Source organism: Streptomyces sp. NPDC005925 (genome assembly GCF_040638805.1).
Lineage (GTDB): Bacteria > Actinomycetota > Actinomycetes > Streptomycetales > Streptomycetaceae > Streptomyces.
In genome coordinates this window covers 1-16179 of record NZ_JBEXVL010000037.1, presented here as the reverse complement: position 1 = coordinate 16179, position 16179 = coordinate 1, and the positions used below count along the sequence as shown (strand labels likewise).

The 16179-nt window shown below is 68.9% G+C and carries 16 protein-coding genes and 1 pseudogene; 4 read left to right on the top strand and 13 right to left on the bottom strand.

The annotated features are described in order from the left end of the window. Positions 1-55: 55 nt before the first annotated feature. The 8 genes and pseudogenes from ABZ354_RS26675 to ABZ354_RS26640 form a co-directional block, all read right to left on the bottom strand. The gene (locus ABZ354_RS26675; protein WP_358660907.1) at positions 56-1288 is read right to left on the bottom strand and encodes a tyrosine-type recombinase/integrase; all 1233 of its coding nucleotides are present in this window, start codon (positions 1286-1288) and stop codon (positions 56-58) included. Continuing rightward, positions 1288-1527, bottom strand: coding sequence for a helix-turn-helix domain-containing protein (locus tag ABZ354_RS26670; RefSeq protein WP_358660905.1), 240 nt, complete (start codon positions 1525-1527; stop codon positions 1288-1290). The genes ABZ354_RS26675 and ABZ354_RS26670 overlap by 1 nt, the downstream gene beginning before the upstream one ends. Continuing rightward, positions 1520-2816: pseudogene (locus tag ABZ354_RS26665) on the bottom strand (replication initiator). The gene ABZ354_RS26670 and the pseudogene ABZ354_RS26665 overlap by 8 nt, the downstream one beginning before the upstream one ends. 219 nt (positions 2817-3035) lie before the next feature. Further along, positions 3036-3230 (bottom strand): hypothetical protein, encoded by a 195-nt coding sequence (locus ABZ354_RS26660; RefSeq protein WP_358660903.1) that lies wholly within the window; start codon positions 3228-3230, stop codon positions 3036-3038. Between the two features lie 15 nt (positions 3231-3245). Continuing rightward, positions 3246-3437, bottom strand: a complete 192-nt coding sequence (locus ABZ354_RS26655) for a mobile element transfer protein (protein ID WP_358660901.1) — start codon at positions 3435-3437, stop codon at positions 3246-3248. A gap of 12 nt (positions 3438-3449) precedes the next feature. Continuing rightward, positions 3450-4106: a DUF2637 domain-containing protein gene (locus tag ABZ354_RS26650; RefSeq protein WP_358660899.1), complete on the bottom strand. Its 657-nt coding sequence runs from the start codon at positions 4104-4106 to the stop codon at positions 3450-3452. A gap of 88 nt (positions 4107-4194) precedes the next feature. After that, positions 4195-5574 (bottom strand): FtsK/SpoIIIE domain-containing protein, encoded by a 1380-nt coding sequence (locus ABZ354_RS26645; protein ID WP_358660968.1) that lies wholly within the window; start codon positions 5572-5574, stop codon positions 4195-4197. Positions 5575-6087: 513 nt separating this feature from the next. Beyond that, positions 6088-6873, bottom strand: coding sequence for a GntR family transcriptional regulator (locus tag ABZ354_RS26640; RefSeq protein WP_358660897.1), 786 nt, complete (start codon positions 6871-6873; stop codon positions 6088-6090). Positions 6874-6980: 107 nt separating this feature from the next. Between ABZ354_RS26640 and ABZ354_RS26635 the strand changes: the two genes are divergently transcribed. Both ABZ354_RS26635 and ABZ354_RS26630 read left to right on the top strand, forming a co-directional pair. Continuing rightward, the gene (locus ABZ354_RS26635) at positions 6981-7388 is read left to right on the top strand and encodes an NUDIX domain-containing protein (protein WP_358660966.1); all 408 of its coding nucleotides are present in this window, start codon (positions 6981-6983) and stop codon (positions 7386-7388) included. Positions 7389-7434: 46 nt separating this feature from the next. Continuing rightward, positions 7435-7863 carry an ATP-binding protein gene (locus tag ABZ354_RS26630; protein WP_358660895.1) on the top strand — a complete coding sequence of 143 codons (429 nt, stop codon included), beginning with the start codon at positions 7435-7437 and terminating at the stop codon, positions 7861-7863. A gap of 536 nt (positions 7864-8399) precedes the next feature. Here ABZ354_RS26630 and ABZ354_RS26625 read toward each other — a convergent pair. From ABZ354_RS26625 to phoU, 5 genes are all read right to left on the bottom strand, one after another. Beyond that, positions 8400-9884 carry a tetratricopeptide repeat protein gene (locus tag ABZ354_RS26625; RefSeq protein WP_358660893.1) on the bottom strand — a complete coding sequence of 495 codons (1485 nt, stop codon included), beginning with the start codon at positions 9882-9884 and terminating at the stop codon, positions 8400-8402. Between the two features lie 857 nt (positions 9885-10741). Then, entirely contained in the window at positions 10742-11617 is an 876-nt protein-coding gene (locus ABZ354_RS26620) for a GyrI-like domain-containing protein (RefSeq protein WP_358660891.1), read from the bottom strand. A gap of 535 nt (positions 11618-12152) precedes the next feature. Further along, entirely contained in the window at positions 12153-12401 is a 249-nt protein-coding gene (locus ABZ354_RS26615) for an SCO4226 family nickel-binding protein (protein ID WP_358660889.1), read from the bottom strand. A gap of 349 nt (positions 12402-12750) precedes the next feature. After that, a complete protein-coding gene (locus ABZ354_RS26610) occupies positions 12751-12906 on the bottom strand; it encodes a hypothetical protein (protein WP_358660887.1) in 156 nt (51 codons plus the stop codon). A gap of 182 nt (positions 12907-13088) precedes the next feature. Beyond that, complete coding sequence (gene phoU / locus ABZ354_RS26605) at positions 13089-13787, bottom strand: phosphate signaling complex protein PhoU (RefSeq protein WP_358660885.1); 699 nt, start codon at positions 13785-13787, stop codon at positions 13089-13091. Between the two features lie 236 nt (positions 13788-14023). On the opposite strand from phoU, the gene ABZ354_RS26600 reads away from it, so the two are divergent. Beyond that, positions 14024-15361 carry an ATP-binding protein gene (locus tag ABZ354_RS26600; protein ID WP_358660883.1) on the top strand — a complete coding sequence of 446 codons (1338 nt, stop codon included), beginning with the start codon at positions 14024-14026 and terminating at the stop codon, positions 15359-15361. Continuing rightward, positions 15358-16038 carry a response regulator transcription factor gene (locus tag ABZ354_RS26595; protein ID WP_358660881.1) on the top strand — a complete coding sequence of 227 codons (681 nt, stop codon included), beginning with the start codon at positions 15358-15360 and terminating at the stop codon, positions 16036-16038. Before ABZ354_RS26600 ends, ABZ354_RS26595 begins: the two co-directional genes overlap by 4 nt. Positions 16039-16179: the final 141 nt, after the last annotated feature.

The following is a 16179-nucleotide window of genomic DNA, read 5'->3' as shown; positions in this document are numbered from 1 at the left end:
AGCATCTTTCGCGGATGGTGTTTTCACTTTTGGGTGTCCGAGGTTTCGTGGAACATCAGCCCGCTGACGGAGCGAAGATAGAGGCCACAGCGTTTCGAGTACGCTCCTGGCTCGACGGCATGAGGTGCGCGTACACGCGGAGCGTCAGGCCCGGGTCCGAGTGGCCGAGGTACTCGGCGAGGGCCTTGATGTTCTCCCCGGCGTCCAGGAGCACCGAGGCGTAGAAGTGGCGGAGTGCGTGCATGCCGTTCTCGCGGGACTCGGCGTACGGCTCGCCAGGCTTCTGCTCGGGGATCACCCCGGCCGAGGCCAGCGCCCGCTTCCACGCTTCCTCGTTGAGCGAGGTCCGCCAGACGTGACCACCGCGCGGCCCGGTGAAGATCAGCCGCTTGGTCACCGGAGGCCCGTCCGCCACCTTCCACGGCAAGGTGATCTCGACCGGCGGAAACCGCTTCATGTGCGCCCGCAGTGCGTCGGCGACGGGGCCGGGAAGCGGCACGTCCCGCAACTTGCCGCCCTTCGGAGGCGCGAACACTGCCTTGCTTCGGCTCAGCTTGAGTTGCTGGACCACGTGCAGCGTGTCCGAGTCGAAGTCGATGGCGTCGACGGCCACGCCCAGGAGCTCGCCCTGGCGGAGCTCGCAGCCGCCGCCCAGGTCGACCATGGCTTGGTAGCGCTCGGGCATGGCGGCCCGGACGGCGAAGACCCGCTCGGGCGTCCACGGCACGATGCGCTTGCTGTCGACGGTCGGCGGCCGTACGGACCGGGCAGCGCACGGGTTGCGGGGAAGGTGGCCGTCGTCCACTGCAGCGCTGAGCGCCGCCCGCACATTGGAGTAGATCGTCCGGGCGTACGATCCCCGGACGCCGTTCTCCTGCAACTGCCGCACCCAGTCGCGGATATGCGCCGGTTGGAAGGAGCCCAGCGGACGCGAGCCGAGGTAGGGGAAGGCGTGCAAGCGGAGTTGCGACTCCATCGAGGCTTGGGTGTTCGGGTCGGCTCCTTGCGTGGCGACCCAGTGCTCGGCGTACTGCTGGAAGGTGATCCGAGCCGCGCGGGGGTCGATGTACTGCCCGCGGGCCATGTCCGCCTCGATGTGCGCCAGCCACTGATCAGCGAGCCGCTTCTGACGGTCGGGGAAGCTCTTGGACTTCTCCGTGCCGTCCGGGCCGACGTATCGAGCGCGGTAGCGGAGGCCGGACCCGTAGCGCTCGGTCTTGACCTTCCGCACCTTCCCGTCCGGGCCGATCTCGGTCCTGTACCAGCGATCCTGGATGTGCCCAGCCATCAGGCGGCAGTCCCTTCTCGCAGGGACTCCACCCAAACTTGGACGTCCGCAGGGTCGTAGCGCAGGTGCCGGCCGACCCGGAAGCCACGGGGACCGGTGCGCTTGCGGCGCCACTGGTAGACCGTCTCGACACTGGGCAGGTCGAACATCGTCACCAGGTCGTCAGGAGTCAGGTACCGCGACGGCAGACCACGCGGCTCGGCGGCCGCTTCCGCGACAGTGAGGCGACGGCTACCCATGGGTGGGTTCTCCTTCCGTTCCGGGGGTGGGTTCGAGGGATTCGGCGAGCCAGGCTTCGGCGTCTGTGAGGCCGGTTCCGGCGTAGACCCAGTGGGCGAGGACGAGGGTCGTGTCCTGGTCGGTCTCGGCCGCTGCTGCGGCTTGGGTGCGGCGCCATTCGGCGCGGGCGTCGCGGAGGGCGCCGAGGGTGGTGGAGTAGCGGCGGGACTTGGTGGAGAAGTGGCCGCGGAAGCCGAGCATGTGGGCCCAGGCCCGTAGGCGGAGGTGTTCGAGGTCCTTGCGGGCACCGAGGGTCCAGGCGGTGCGGATGAGGCGGCGGGCGTGGTCGCTTATGTCGAGCTGGGCGAGTTCGGCGAGGAACTTCAGCGGCCGGTCCAGAGCCCCCGTGGCGGTCTCGGCGCCCTTGGTGGCGTACTTGGCGATGTACGCGGCGACGGCCCGGTCGGTCAGCTCCTGGCCGCCGTCGAAGTCGGCAGAGCGGATGGTTCGTACGTCGAGCTGACGGCCGAAGGTGAAGGTGTGCGCTCGGCCGTCGATGACCGGGCCGTCCACGCGGGCGGCGGTGGCGGCGGCCCGGATGGCGCCGGTCAGCAGCTCGGCGGTGGCCCAGGCGGGGGGGCGGGGTGTCGCCGCCCTCGGGGCCGTCGATGCGGATGACGGCGTGGAAGTGGACGGCCCCGCGTTTCTGGTACTCGGCGACCTTGGCGAAGGACACCCGGGCGTACTCGCGGAAGGCCCGTTGCGTGAGGCCGGCGCGCTTGGCGACCTCCCGGCGCAGGTAGACGGAGAAGCGCTGCCACAGCGGACCGGCGTGTGCGTTCCAGAGCACGGCTGCTTCGTAGTCGTAGGTGTTCGGGTCGAGTGGGGTGCCGAGGGCGGGGTCGTCCTGGTTGTGGAGTTCGCCGCAGCGGCAGCGGTGGACCGAACCGGCCGGGCCGGTGGGGCGGTTGTGGACCGGGCCGAAGCCGGGCGCGGTGAAGGTGGCGAAGACGCGCGGGTGTGCGGCGACGCGTTCGGGGACGCCCTTGCCGCCGCGCAGGCCGGAGGTGATCAGGTGGAAGGTGTCGCGGCGGTACACCTCGGCGCAGGCTGCGCACCGGGTGGTGCGGCGGTTGTTGCAGCGGATCAGGAGGTGACCGGCCGGGAGGCTGGAGGAGTCGAGGTGGTGGAGGACGTTGCCGATCTCGCCGGTGCGGGTGTTCACGTCGTACTCGGTGCGGTGGCCGTCGAGGCGGATCGGGTGGGTGCAGCCGCCGAGGCCGGCGAGCTGGCGCAGGAGGGCGGGCATGGTGCCGAGGGCGGCCAGTTCGCCGAGTTCGTGGAGCGGGGGCGGAGTGGCGCTGATGATGGCTTTCTCCTTCTGGCTTCGGCTGGGAGGGACAGGACCCCCGGGACGGCGGATGCTTGGCGGTATCGAGGCCGCCCCGGGGGTCTGGTGCGTCAGCGGTGGTGCTGGTCTCGGAGCAGCGAGCGCAGGGCTACGACGAAGCTCTACTTACCTACTCGTCTAGTCGTGTGAGTCGTTGACGATGTCCACGCCGGAGCGCGTGCCGGACTGGATGGCGGGGGCCATGAAGGTGTCCGAGAGCCAGAACCCGAAGAGGGCAATCAGGACGACGATCCAGGTGCGGACGCCGAGGAACTTGACCGCTCCCCAGGCGAAGAAGCCGAGGATGACGACGAGCGGCAGACTGACGGTCACGGTGTGCGGGTCCTTTCAGCGGGCGGGGCAGCGGTGGGTGCGGGCGGCCAGTTCGGCGGCGGGACGGCTGTCGTAGTCGGCGGAGAAGCCGCAGCGCGGGGCCGTGCAGGCGGCGGTGTGCTTCTCACGGCCGCGACCGTCGTAGGACGTGCCGACCTGGACGGGGCCGATGCGGGTGACGGAGCGGAAGCGGCGATTGGCGCTCACGCGGGTCTCCTTTCAGAGGTGAGCGGCGATGGCGTCGGCCATGGGCGGCGGGACGCCGAGGCGGGCGCGCAGGGTCGGGGTGTCGATGGCCGTTCCAGTGCGGGTGTGGTGCTCGGCGGCGACTTTGCGGGCGTGTTCGACCAGGGCGGCCGGGACAGCGACCGGCGGCGGGGGTGGAACCGGTGCCGAGTCGGCTGTCGGTGGCGCCGGGGGTTCCGGTGCGGCAGGGTCTGGCGCGTCCTCCTGGTCTTCAATGTCCTCGGGCTCCTCCTGGTCCGCGGTGTCGCCGGTTCCGTCGTACGTGGATGGTGAGGAGTGGGCGAGGAGGGTTCCGCCGAGGAAGGCGACCGCGGGCCAGCCTGCGACGAGGATGCGGAGCCATGCCGGCACGTGGTCCATGTCGAGCAGTCCGGCGGTCGCGATGTTCGCGCCGAGGGACGCGGTGAGCGCGATCACGAACCAGCACCACCCGGCCGCTTTCGCGTCGCCGGACCGCAGTCGGCGCCAGGCGGCGACGAGCAGCAGGTCGACCGAGACGGGATAGGCCCACGCCTTCCACCCGTCCTGTCCGGCCGCCGAAGCGACGTCGTGCAGGTGGGCGAAGGACAGCGCGGCGGCGATGACCGCTTGGACGAGCACCGCGTCGACGCGGGCCAGGTGGGCGCGCATGCTGCGGCTCCTTCCGGGTTCGGGCATGGGAGGGGTAGGGACGTGGCGTGAGGCGGTCACGCCGACCGGGGATGAGTGCGGGCGCGGGTCAGTCGGTCACCGGTCGGGGCCGCACGACCGGGCTCGATGTCTTGACAGGCGGCTGTACGGGCACGTCGGGCTGGAAGGGCTTGAGTGCGGACAGGTCGGGGACCAGGTGGGCCGACTCGCGGCAGGTTGCGGCGGCGTCGGCGAGCGAGAGGTACGGCGTGCGGATGCGGGTCCAGCCGCCGGAGGTGTCACCGGCCACGGCGAGGCCGGGCCATTCGGGGGCGAGGGCGCAGGCGGCGGAGACCGCTTCGGGGGCGATGTCGCCCAGTGCCATCTTGGCGGAGGCTTCGTCGTTGACGCGGTGGCAGACGCGGCCGGTGAGCTGGGCCCGCAGCATGGTCGCGCCCTTGCCCAGTTCGGCTCCGAAACGCTGGCCGCAGACTTCCAGGTGAATGCCGGCGGCCCGGCCTAGCTGGGCGAGCCGGATGAGCTGGGTGACCATCTTGTCCCGGCGTTCCTCGTCCTTCTTCGTGGCGATGAGGAAGAGTTCGGCCACCTCGTCCACGAACAGCACGACCGGGACCGGACGTTCGTGCTCGGGCAGGCCCCAGATGTCGGAGGTGATTTCCTCGTCCGGCGTGCTCGGCGCGATGCCCTGCCGGGACTTGATCAAGTCGTATCGGTCCTCCATTTCCTTGATGAGCACGTGGAGCAGTTCGGCGGCCTGTTCCGGGTCCGTGGCGAGTGCCGACAGGCGCGGCGCGAAGGGCGCCAGTTCCACGCCCCGCTTGCAGTCGATACCGACGAGGGCGACGGGCTGGTCGGCGAGTCCGGTGACCAGGTGCCGCAGGTACATGGACTTGCCAGAGAGCGTGGCGCCGAGGGTGAGTTGGTGCGGCACGGCGCGGTAGTCGCGTACGAAGGCAGTGGCGTCCTCCCGCAGCGCGACCGGCACCCGGAGAAGCCCGGGGCGGAGCTTGCGCGGCATGCGCACCCGTCGCAGCACGTCGAAGCCGACGAGTCGCAGGTCGACCACGCCCGGCTTGACCGTGGTCACGTAGACGGCGTGCACCCCCCAGGCGTGCCGCAGCCGTTCGGCGGAGGCGGCCACGTCGGCGGGTTCCTGTCCCGGGGCGAGCCGCAGCCGGACCCGCAGCCCCGTCGTCGTCGGCCGGATGATCCCCCGGCGCGGTGGTACGGGCCGAACCTCACGGCGGGTGGTGGCCTTGACCGCCAGAACCCGCAGCCGGGAGGGCGCCACGGTCAGCCCGCACGCTTCCATGACCGAGCCGTAGGAGCTGAGCAGCCGGACCGTGGATATCGGCAGGCCGACCGTGGACCAGTAGACGCCGGGGTGTCGTGCCCGGGCGTAGGCGGCCCCACCGCCGAGTGCAGCGACGGGACCACCCACCTCAAGGAGCGTTGCCAGGTCGGTCATCAGGCCGTGGCCGCCCATGGCGGCCGGGAAGGCGGCCGGAGTGACGGCGGCGGCCCGGAAGGCGATGCCGTGTCGCTGCTGCCCGTTGAACACGCTCTCCCACGGCCGGGCGATCAGACCCGGTAGCGAGACCGGGGCACCGAGGGTGAGCCCTTCGGACACCCCGCTCTCCGGAACGGTCACTTTGATCAGGGACGACTCCCCCTCCTCGATGTACACGACGCCGAGGGTCATCAGCGCCTCACCGCTGACGGCGTCCTTCGCGATCTCGCCCGACTGCCGGTCGCGGACCTTGGGTTCGGGCGCCTCGGTCAGCAGGATCGTCGCGGCCGAGGTCTCCACACGGATGGTGCGCAAGGCTTCTTCCCATCTACTCGTCTAGACAAGATGCAGTCTTCGAACCCGACGACGCCGGGAACGAGGACCACCTTGCCACACAACTTGCCCACTCGTCTATACGAGTATGCATGTTGAGGGGTACGAGTCCGGGGAAGTGGCCTCGCGCACCGTCGATCAGGTCGCCGGGAGCTGGTAGGAGAGGACGTAGGCGTCCGCCGCCATCACCGTGTCGCAGACCTCCACGGCCCGCCCCGCGGTGTCGAAGGCCGTACGGATCAGGTGGATCACCGGCACGCCGGAGGCCAGCCGCAGCGTCTTCACCTCGGACGGGGAAGGCATCCGGGCCCGGATCTCCTCCTCGAAGTGGTCGAGCTGGTGGCCCAGCTCCTCAAGACGGGCGTAGATGCCGCCGGGGCCGGGGTTCGGCTCGGCGATCGGAGTACCGCGCGCGATGTCGAGCGGGAGATACGACGTGGCGAACTCGACCGGTCGCCCGTCGAGCAGATACCGGCGACGCCGGGCGAGCACGCGCCGTACGGAGCCGAGCCGGGCAGAGATGTCCTGGCCGGCCTTCTCTTCCTTCACCTCCAGGCTGTCGACCTGCGGGTGACTGCCGGCGGCGTCGGCCTCCACGATGAACGCGGACTTCCCCTGCTCGCGGTGGCGTCGGGCGAACCGGTCGGAGGCCAGTCGCCGCACGGGCGGCCGGGGCCGGACGAAGACGCCCTTGCCGTGTTCGGCGTGCACCAGGCCCTCGCCCTGGAGGATGGAGAAGGAGTTGCGGACCGTCATCCGGGAGACGCCATAGTGCTCGACCAGCTCGGCCTCCGAGGGCAGCTTTTCGCCCTCCTTGAATCGCCCGCGGTCGATGGCCTCGCGCAGTTGGTCGGCGATCTGCCGGAAGACCGCACGATCACTGGTCGGGTCGAGGCCTCCGAGAACGCTCGGTAGAGACGTCACGCGTACTCCTTTAGGTATCTAGACGAGTGGGCGAGTGTTGTTGCTACGGTGGAGAGCCTAGCCAGCCGAGAGGGCCGAGGAACGTGAGTACAGAACGCCCGCACTCCGTGAGCGTCGCCGGGGTCGTCGTCGACGACCAGGGCCGGGCCCTCCTGATCAAGCGCCGCGACAACGGCAAGTGGGAGCCCCCGGGCGGAGTCCTCGAACGCGAGGAGACCGTCCCCGAAGCCCTCCAGCGCGAAGTCCTCGAAGAGACCGGCATCAAGATCGAGCTTCCCGCGCCCCTGACCGGCGTCTACAAGAACATGACGGGCCTGATCGTCTCCCTCGTTTTCCGTTGCCAGGCGGCCGACGGCGCTCTCACCACCGGGGACGAGACCCGCGCACTGCGGTGGGCCACCCGCGAAGAAGTCATCGAACTCGCCGACGAGGCGTACGCGATCCGCGTCCTTGACGCACTCGACGCGGCGTCTCCGCCGGCCGTCCGCGCCCATGACGGCGTGAAACTCGTCTAGCCCTAACCCGCTGCACATGGCGGCCTACCAGCACGAAGGAACTTGTATGCACGAGTATACGAGTACAGCCCGGGTCTGGGGACTGTCTTGCCCAGGTTTCCCGGAAGAGGTCAGCCGGGCCCGCCGCTGGACGCGGGAGATCCTGTGCGGCTCCCCCCTGGCCGAGGACGCCGAACTGATCGTGAGCGAGCTGAGCGCGAACGCGATCCTCCACACAGCCAGCGGCATGCGGTCGGGCAGCTTCCACCTGGCACTCGCGGTCTCACCGCACGTGGTCGCCCTGTCGGTCACGGACGAGGGAGGCACCAGCACGGCCCCAAAGGCTGAATACCAGGACGACCGAGCCGAGCACGGCCGGGGCCTGGACATGGTCAGCGCGATCGCTCACCGGGTCGTCATCCACGACCACCACGGCGGCCACACGGTCACCGCGGAACTCTTCACCGACGTACACCGGGGAGGTCATCCGTGCTGAGAACCACGACCAGGCCGGGCTTCTGGTGCGAGTGCTGGACACAACGACTCGCCGGACGACGCCCACCGACGATGTTCGGCTCCTTCAACGCACACTCGGCGGTCGAGGCGAACAACTGGGTGACGACGATGCTGCGCACCATCTCACCCGCACTCGACACGGCCGCTTCCCAGGAGGCGTGGACACGACTCCACGACGATCGGATCGACACAAGGCGAGCCCTGTTACGTCGGGAGCCCTGGACGGTGTCCATCACGCACGCCAGCACGCGCATCACATGGACAGTCCGGCCAGCCCTCTTCCTTCCCCTGGCCCACCGTCAGGACGTCGAACTTCCAACCTGCGCGTCCGACTTCAAGCCCCGCACGTCCGACTGAGTTACAACTTTCTCTACTGGTTCAAGGCGGCTCGCTCCGCTCACCGCGCGCGGCCCGGCCACCGGCCGGGCCTGCGCTCCTGTCTCCGCCCCGCTCCAGCCCGGCCGGCGCCCGTACCGCGCTCTCACGTCAGCCACCTGTGGCCAGAGAAAGGGACCGTCAGTCGCTGCCATCGCTCGCATGGCCAGCTGCGAACGGACTGCTGGGACCGGTCGAGACTGAAGGCTCCTGGTGTGAATCAATGGAAGCTGTCACTGTCGGAGGAACTATGCCGACTTTCTCCAAATTGGCACGCTTAGCCAACTCCTCAATCTTTGTAATCGCTATCGCGCTCGTGCTCGAATCTCCACCAGTTGCCACTTCTTTATAGCACCATAGCGCGAGTCCAACATCTCCCCCGCTGACCACTTCAAGATCCCCCTGCAGTATAAGCAGTATTTCCAATCCAGGATCGGCCTCAAGGCCACGTCTAATAATTTCACGCGCCTTTTCGAAATCTTTGTGATCTTTCAGGAAATTGACATACACTTTGGCGGTATGCGCTATATCGCTGCTTTCATCGAAGCCGACTCTAACGTATTGAAGCGCATTTTCGAAGGCCGCCTTAACCTTATTCTCCGGGAACCCCAGATCATCCAGTGCAATCGCAAGATTCCGCCAGGCCGTTACACTCTTCGGGGAAACTTTCAATATTCCCTCACATAGATCCTTAAGCGACCTATAGTCCTTGAAATCCATGCACGTGTTACACGCCTCCATCAATACTGTGCGGTTATTTGGGTGCGCCAGCGCCAGGTTTGAAATTTCTTGTACGGAATCCTCTAGCGAAGTCTTCCCAAGGCGCGCGCGAACCCGGATCAGGGATGCCCTGGCCGTCGCATTTTGCGGCGTGACTTCGAGCGCCCTCTCATAGAGCTTCATCGCAAGCTCGTAGCTTCGGCACTTGAATGCTGCGTCGCCGCCTCGCTCAAACTCATCCGATGCAGCTATGGGTGAATTGGCAAGCGACGAAAGGTAGCCGAGGGCTGTCGGCACATCGGAATTTTTTGCATGCTCCAGCAGCAATGCTGGGATCATTGCCTTGGATTTCTCAAGGGTTGTTACGACTTGATCACCGGACCCGAGGAGTTCATCCAATCTATGGGTGAGCGATTCTGATGCCCCTAGACGCTGCTCCAGCTGGCGCTCTACACTCTGAGCACTTTCCAAAGCATTTCTCGCAGAGGCCTCATACTCGCTGAACTCTCGAAAGACCTGCCCAATTCTAGCGTCAACGGCTCGATCTACTACAGTTTGGACAGTTTCCCGTTTTCGGTGGCGCTCCGCGACAATTAGACCTACTGCTGCCACTACGGCACCGATAAGCGGTCCAACCAGCACCCAGTTTGTTGCACTTCCTTGCGCGGCTATAAAATCCAGAGGCATTGTGATTACCTCCGCCGAGACGTGATAGCAGGGATGCATAGAAAGGAAGTAACGAGCCTGTCGGGATCTCCCGTATCTCTCAGATTGCCACTGCTTGGCCTGGCCTGCATCTTCACTGGTCGCTGACTTGTCGGCAAGCCGCATGCCAGTGCGGAGAATCACGAGGAGCACCAGGGAAACCAGTCGTCCGCCGTCAAGGAGCCAACACTGCTGCGTCACAGGCCAGTTCCCCAACAACTCCCAGATCGCAAGCAGAGGGCGTTGGGAACTTTGGTTAGTCTTCCCGTTCCGGCCGTCGTGGCTTGCTCTGGTCGACGGCACCGGCAGCGTGGCTGAGGCCGGTGCGGGGTGCAGCGAGACACACGCGCGCCTGGTCGGTCGGCTGGCCCGCCGTTGTGGCTGACTGTCGTCGGCTGAGGTTCAGACGGACCACGTCGAAGGCGCCCCTGTCAGCAGAAACGCGGGGCCTGAACCGGGCAAAGCTGGGCCGTCCCTGGGCCGTCCGCGGTCGCTCGACAGTGGCCAATGGCGACCAACGACGACCACCAGGCGCATGAGCCCACTGCCCTTGACCAGCAAAAACCCAGGTCGCGAAGATCCCCGACAAGACCCAGGGCAAGAAGAAGTAACGGCCCGCGCGTCAGCCCCTCGTCCGCGGTTGTTCCGCGGGCGGGGGCTTTTCGCTGCCCCGGGCCCTCGGCTGCGGGACGGTCCGCTCGGGCCGTGCCGCAGGCACCGCCGACCGCCCGCCGGGGAAGGCGGTCACGGTGCGGTGCCGAGGTCACGCGGGGCACGTGCGCCCCGGCACGATGGGTGGGAGAACCCGCCTCAGGGGTTCCCGGCGCGAGCCGGAAGAGCCAGAGCCCTGGGTTCGGCAGAAGGCCTGCGGGGGAGCGCACTGCCGTGCGGCGGTCCGTCCCACGTCACGTCACGTCACGGAGGGGGCATCGTGGGATCCGGCTGGGCCACCCCAGCTCACCCCACCCCACCCCACGCCCCGTCACGCCCCCAGCCATGACTCCTTGCCGTCGGGCGGACCCCGCAACGGTCGGCGGTCGGCGGTCGGCGGCGCATTCCTACCCCTCCTCCACCGGCAGCCACAGTTCGCACGTAGCCGTGCTGAAGTCCTCCGCCCGCTCCAGGATCGCCACGATCGACGGCCCCGGCCGCAGCCGCCACGGGTTGGACGGGAACCACTCGGTCGCCGTGGCGGCCCACAGCGTCTGGAGCGCCCGCGGATACGGACCGGCGCTGCGGAAGACCGCCCACCGGCCGGCCGGGACCTCGATGGCGTCCAAGTCGTCCGGGGCCGGGGTGCTCCCGGTGACGGCGACCCCGTGCAGATAGGTCAGCTCGCTTCCCTCGGCGGCGTCGGGGGCGACGTCGTCGCAGACCTGCAGCAGGCCTGGCGGATCGGTGTCGCCGAGCGCCTTCAGCCGGAGGTGTTCCTGCTGCGGCAGTGAGGCGATGTGCCGCTGGATGTGCGGGTTGACGCCCTCGTGGATGAGCGGGACGCGGGCGGCGTGTCCGATCAGCCGGAACGTGGCGCGGTCGACGAGGCGGGTGTCCATGGGGGTGTTCCCTTCTACGGTCAGGCGGAACCTGAGCTGCGGTTGTGTGCGCAGGGGGCCTCCGTCGCGGCGCACCTCGCGCGGGGCGGCGCCGTGGACCGCCCGGAACGCCCGCCCGAACGCCTCGGTCGAGCCGTATCCGTACCGGACGGCGATGCCGAGCAGATCGTCCTCACCTCGTACGACGTCGGCGGCGGCGACGGTCATACGGCGCCGGCGGACGTACTCCGACAGCGGCATGCCGGCCAGCGACGAGAACATCCGGCGCAGGTGGTACTCGGTCGTGCCGATCGTCTCGGCCAGGCGGTGCACGTCGGCGTCCGTCTCCTCGGTGAGGTGCTGCTCCACGAGGTCGACGAGCTGGTTCAGTGCCGAGATCACGGGGCTGCCTCCTTTCGGCCTCAACCCTGGCAGGAGGCACCTCACCCGCACCCGACCGCTGCGATCCGTTCCGATCGGTCACGCCGTGTCCACGGCGAGCCGATCCGGACGAGCTTCGGCGAGACCTGGGACCGTATGGCCCCCGGTCTCGCCGATTGCCTCGCCGGTGTGCAGAACGGCGCCCACGGCTCTCAGCTCTGCTCCACGGCCCGCCCCGCATACGGACCTGCCTGGCCGCGCGCACATGGACCACGCACGGCATCCCGGACTCCGCGGGGGGTACGCGGGCGCGACGGGGTCGTGGCCGCCACCTGGGCCGGGACACGCAGCGCCACGTTCGACTTCGGTCGCCCGGTGCGGGATGGCGTCGGGTCGCCGACGCGGCCGCACGAGTTCCGCAGCCATCGCTTCGATGGGACCGCGATCCTGACAACGCCGATCCGGCCGCGGCCGATGCCCACCGCGGGCACGACGCAGCGCCACCGTAACTCTCCGGGGCGCAGCAACCCCGAGTACATCTAGCCGCCAGCGGTGCTCAAGCCGTCAGCGGTACCTCATGGATCTCGTCCGCCTTGTGGCCCGCCCGTTCGTGGATGCGCTGGACCGCGTCAGCGGAGGGTGCCTCCGAAAGGCAGTAGACCGTGCCGGACCGCGGGTCCGCCCACGCGCGTTCGAAGTGAACGCTCTCTTCCTCCTCGAGCGCCAGATCCGCCTGGTGTGCCTCGTGAAGCTGGTCCGCCGTGATGCCCGTCATCCCGCGGTGGACATCCATGAACTTGGCCATGACCCCGCACCTCCTCCTCGCCGAGTGCGTCGCCCCGCCTTTGTCTCTCCCGCGCCTCCGCCCCATCCGTCCCCTCCATGCTGCGCCCCGGGGAGAGAAGAGGCGACTCGGCCGACCGGCTGCACCATCCCGACGCCCCGACGCCCCGACGCCCCGACGCCCCGACGCCCCGACCGCATCGACCCCCATCCCCCACCCGCAGACCAAAGGCCCCGGCAGGAGTCACCCCCCGCCGGGGCCCAAGGCGTGTCATAGATCCGTGTCCTCAGATACGTGTTACCGAATCCGTCTCTTCAGATCCGTCTCTTCAGATCCGTCTCTTCAGATCCGTGTCGTCAGACCCGCGTCGTCAGCTGCACTGGCAGGGACTGCCCGACTGGCACCCGCAGCCGCAGCCCGAGCCGCAGCCGCAGGCGCCGATCAGCATGAGGTTCCTGACCTCGGCGGGCTGCTCGGTCTCTCGCTCCTGCGTGGGGTCCGGCGTCGTGCCGGGGGTCTCGGCCATGAGGGTCCCTCCTGGAGAGAGCTGTTGCCTGTACCCATTGCATGCCCGGCCCGGCAGGCGCATCAACGGCGCACAGTGGCTCACCGTGCCGCCCGGCCGGCGGCCCCGTTCACCGGGCCCGGCCCCACTGCCCGCCCGCCGGCTCCGCGACGCGGCCGGCGACGTTCCACCGCCTGGGCCCCCTACGCCCCGTCAACCCCCGAAACCGCCTGAAGCTCCGACTTCTCCTGCTGGATCTCGTCCGCGTGCTCACCCGTCACCAGGTACACCACGCGCTTGGCGACCGCGACCGCGTGGTCGGCGTACCGCTCGTAGTAGCGGCCCAGCAGCGTCACGTCCACGGCCGTCTCGATGCCGTGCTTCCAGCGGTCGTCCATCAGGTGCTGGAACAGGGTGCGGTGCAGCAGGTCCATCGCGTCGTCGTCCTGCTCCAGCTGGAGCGCCAGGTCGACGTCCTTGGTGACGATCACCTCGGCCGCCTTCGCCATCAGGCGCTGCGCGAGCTGGCCCATCTCCAGGATGGTCGCGTGCAGGTCCTGCGGAACGGCGCGGTCGGGGTAGCGCAGCCGCGCGAGCTTCGCCACGTGCTGGGCGAGGTCGCCGGACCGCTCCAGGTCGGCCGACATGCGCAGCGACGTCACGACGATCCGCAGGTCCGTCGCCACCGGCTGCTGCCGGGCCAGCAGTGCTATGGCGCGCGCCTCGAGCTCGTGCTGGAGTTCGTCGACACGCTGGTCGGCCTCGATGACGTTCTCGGCCAGCTTCAGATCGGAGTCGAGGATGGCGGTCGTGGCGCGTCCGATCGCCGACCCGACCAGCCGGGCCATCTCCACCAGGCTGTCGCCGATCGAGTCAAGTTCCTCGTGGTACGCGTCCCGCATCAGGGTTTCCCTCTCGTGCGTCTACTTCCAGGGCTCAGCCTCGTACGGACACAGCCTCGTACAGACAGACTCCGGGGCTCAGCAACCCCACGCTCCCACGTTCCGTCCCTTACGCGACCGTTTCCATCACCCCGGATGAATCGATACTTGCCCCAGGGTGAACTCTGGGCGACGAGTGTTCGAGGTCGCACTCGGACGGCTGTGGACGGGAGGTACCGCATGCCTAACCTGGACGCATGGACGTGAACGCGGCGGTCGCCGCAGCGGCAGCGATCGCCGGAGTGCTCACCGGTGTCATCGCCATGCTGGCGTTCCGCTGGAGCGAGCGCGAACAGAAGCGCCCCACACGCACCTCACTGCACGCGGACCCGGTGCTTCCGCCGGGCGTGGACACGGTCCTGTCCGTGCTGCGTTCCTCCGCAGTGGTCCTCGACGAGGCCGACGCCGTCGTCAAGGCCAGCTCCGCCGCGTACGCCCTCGGGCTGGTGCGCGGCGGCAAGCTGGCGGTGGAGCCGATGATGCAGATGGCCCGCGACACCCGGCGCGACGGGGAGATACGGCAGATCGAGCTGGACCTGCCCCGCCGGGGCACGGGCCGCGGCGAGGCCCTCGCCGTCTCCGCGCGCGTCGCGCCGCTCGGCTCCCGGCTCGTCCTCCTCCTCGTGGAGGACCTCACGGAGGCCCGTCGCATCGAGGCCGTACGCCGCGACTTCGTCGCCAACGTGAGCCACGAGCTGAAGACGCCCGTCGGCGCGCTCTCCCTCCTGTCCGAGGCCGTCATGGACGCCTCCGACGACCCGGAGGCCGTGGAGCGCTTCGCGGGCCGGATGCAGATCGAGGCCACCCGGCTCACCAACCTCGTCCAGGAACTCATCGACCTCTCCCGCGTCCAGAACGACGACCCGCTGGAGGACGCCGAACCCGTCCGCATCGACGAGCTCGTCGCCGAGGCCATCGACCGCTGCCGCCACCAGGCCGGCGCCAAGCAGATCACCATGGCCGCCTCCGTCATGGAGCCCGGCGAGCTCCCGGAGGAGGAGACCGACGGCCGCCGGACGGGCGTCGCCGACCTGGCGGTCTGGGGAAACCGGGGCCAGCTCGCCGCCGCCCTCGGCAACCTCGTCGAGAACGCCGTCAACTACTCGCCCGCCCGCACCCGCGTGGGCATCGCCGCCCGCAGCATCGGCGCGCCGGGCGGCGACATGATCGAGATAGCCGTCACCGACCAGGGCATCGGCATCTCCGACAAGGACAAGGAGCGCGTCTTCGAGCGCTTCTACCGCGTCGACCCGGCCCGCTCCCGCGCCACCGGTGGTACGGGTCTCGGGCTGGCGATCGTCAAGCACGTGGCCGCCTCGCACGGCGGGGAGGTCACGGTGTGGAGCGCCGAAGGCCAGGGCTCCACGTTCACCCTGCGACTGCCGGAGGCGGGCGCGGCCCGCGACCGGGCCCAGCAGCGGACCGCCCGCCAAACCGAAGCCGGACGGTCCACCTCCGCCCCACACCCCCAAACATCCCCGTACGAATCGTATGAATCGTACGAAACGCTTCCCGCTCCGGAGGTCCTTCCGTGACCCGTGTGCTCGTCGTCGAGGACGAGGAGTCCTTCTCCGACGCCCTGTCGTACATGCTCCGCAAGGAGGGCTTCGAGGTCGCAGTGGCGACCACAGGGCCCGAGGGACTCGACGAGTTCGAGCGCAACGGCGCCGACCTCGTCCTCCTCGACCTGATGCTGCCCGGCCTGCCGGGCACCGAGGTGTGCCGCCAGCTGCGCGGCCGCTCCAACGTCCCCGTGATCATGGTGACCGCCAAGGACAGCGAGATCGACAAGGTCGTCGGGCTGGAGATAGGGGCCGACGACTACGTCACCAAGCCCTTCTCCTCCCGCGAACTGGTCGCCCGCATCCGCGCCGTGCTGCGCCGCCGCGGCGAGCCGGAGGAGGCTGCCCCGGCCGCCCTGGAGGCCGGTCCCGTCCGTATGGACGTCGACCGCCACGTGGTCACGGTCGGCGGCAGCAAGATCGACCTGCCCCTGAAGGAGTTCGACCTGCTGGAGATGCTGCTGCGCAACGCCGGCCGCGTCCTGACCCGTATGCAGCTCATCGACCGCGTCTGGGGCGCCGACTACGTCGGCGACACCAAGACCCTCGACGTCCACGTCAAGCGGCTGCGCGCCAAGATAGAGCCGGACCCGGGCGCCCCCCGCTACCTGGTGACGGTCCGCGGCCTGGGCTACAAGTTCGAGCCGTAGACCCGGCGGGACAGCGGTAACGGCGGCAGGGGCGGAACCTCCGAGGCCGCGTACTGCGACAACGCCAGAGCGACCAGCCCACCCTGCGCCTTCTCACCGCCCCCGCCGCCCTCGGCGGACACCGTGCCCGCACTGGACGCC

Bases quoted from the DNA above. Each gene is read 5' to 3' on its own strand.
- ABZ354_RS26610 (WP_358660887.1), bottom strand. From the start codon at position 12,906: ATGGCCGAGACCCCCGGCACGACGCCGGACCCCACGCAGGAGCGAGAG.
- ABZ354_RS26670 (WP_358660905.1), bottom strand. From the start codon at position 1,527: ATGGGTAGCCGTCGCCTCACTGTCGCGGAAGCGGCCGCCGAGCCGCGT.
- ABZ354_RS26675 (WP_358660907.1), bottom strand. From the start codon at position 1,288: ATGGCTGGGCACATCCAGGATCGCTGGTACAGGACCGAGATCGGCCCG.
- ABZ354_RS26650 (WP_358660899.1), bottom strand. From the start codon at position 4,106: ATGCGCGCCCACCTGGCCCGCGTCGACGCGGTGCTCGTCCAAGCGGTC.
- ABZ354_RS26615 (WP_358660889.1), bottom strand. From the start codon at position 12,401: ATGGCCAAGTTCATGGATGTCCACCGCGGGATGACGGGCATCACGGCG.
- ABZ354_RS26645 (WP_358660968.1), bottom strand. From the start codon at position 5,574: ATGACCGACCTGGCAACGCTCCTTGAGGTGGGTGGTCCCGTCGCTGCA.
- ABZ354_RS26630 (WP_358660895.1), top strand. From the start codon at position 7,435: ATGCACGAGTATACGAGTACAGCCCGGGTCTGGGGACTGTCTTGCCCA.
- phoU (WP_358660885.1), bottom strand. From the start codon at position 13,787: ATGCGGGACGCGTACCACGAGGAACTTGACTCGATCGGCGACAGCCTG.
- ABZ354_RS26600 (WP_358660883.1), top strand. From the start codon at position 14,024: ATGGACGTGAACGCGGCGGTCGCCGCAGCGGCAGCGATCGCCGGAGTG.